Genomic DNA, 1,269 nt, shown 5'->3' with positions numbered 1-1,269 from the left:
GGCTTCGACGCGCATATGTCGCAAGACTTTTGGGATCGCGGCCGCGGCAAGCTCCAGATCGAGGGCGGGCTTCTGTCGACGACCGCGGTGCAACTCTGCGGTGTCAACGGCCAGTCCCTGACGGTTGGCGGCGCGTTCACGGCCATCTTGACGCGCGCGATGCTCGAGGCTTTGGGCGGTGATCACTGCCTGCAGCTCGCGGGGATGCAGTTCTCGGATGCGGTACCAATCACGGATACGCTCGGGCCGCGCTCCAAAGGCTACAACCTGACCAAAGCCGCCACCGGCTTCGAACGGGCGCAGACGGGCAGCGGTGCCAGCGGCATGGCCTTTCCGGCCTTCGCTTTGCTCAATGCCCATCGCCGCGATCTCGGCTTGGCGCAGGTGCCGGTTGTCACCAGTTGCCACGGCATCCCCGGCATTGCGATCGAAGACATGGATGCCGATCCGGCGACAGGCTCGGGAACGGCCACGGTCTGGAGCAGCTTCAGCTATTGGAACGCGCAGGCGAAAGCAGTGGCGGAAGCTGNGGTGGAAGTTGCAGGCCGGGAGCCTCGCCTATTGGCGCGGGCAGGGGCTGCCCGCCCCGCGCTACATCCTGACCCAGCCGGGCGGTGATGCCGACACCACAAATGACGGAGCCACGGGCTGGGCGGTGTGCGACGACATTCTCGATCTTGTCGAGCAGGGCGGGGCGATCCTCGGCACCTGCCAGCATTGGTACGAGATCGCCGACAACAACGTCCATCCCGACGCGGAGGCGACGGCACTTGCCTCGGAGACCTGTGCTTGGGCCATGGCCGAGGTCGAGGCCGGTCACCGCTGGTCGATCCTGCGCCCGCACCTACTCTTGCATGAAGGCGGCGTCCTGGTGCTGCAGTTCGCCAGCCTGCGCGAGGATGAGGCACTGGCTCTTGAGGATGCGGCCAAATACGGCGGCCAAGCCATCGACGCCTTTGCGGGCTTCGAGCTGGTCGGGGGCGCGATCACCGCCCTGACCCTGCGCGGCAACACCGCCCGCATCACCTACACCGGCGCACCGACGGCCCTGCGCTACGCCATGCAGATCCAGAACGTCACCGGCATTGCGGGCAACCGTTACACCGCCCATCGCGGCCTGCTGCGCACCACGTTGCAAAAGCCCTCCAAGATCCTGCCGGCGCGCAAGCTGCAGCGCGCCATCCCTTCCTTCACCCTGAACCTCGGAGCATAGCATGCGCCTCAACTTCGACTTCCTCGCGGCGGCGGATGCCCATTTCGGGCGCGTCA

The 1,269-nt window shown here is 66.5% G+C and carries 1 protein-coding gene; it reads left to right on the top strand.

All coding sequences use genetic code 11. The features are described 5' to 3' along the window. Positions 1–538: 538 nt before the first annotated feature. Positions 539–1,213 (top strand): hypothetical protein, encoded by a 675-nt coding sequence (locus tag ACFFUC_RS08415; protein ID WP_377685317.1) that lies wholly within the window; start codon positions 539–541, stop codon positions 1,211–1,213. Positions 1,214–1,269 lie beyond the last annotated feature (56 nt).

The organism is Paracoccus cavernae (genome assembly GCF_042430175.1).
Taxonomy (GTDB): domain Bacteria; phylum Pseudomonadota; class Alphaproteobacteria; order Rhodobacterales; family Rhodobacteraceae; genus Paracoccus; species Paracoccus cavernae.
The sequence above is the reverse complement of the archived record's forward strand: the minus strand, read 5'-3'. Positions and strand labels throughout refer to the sequence as shown.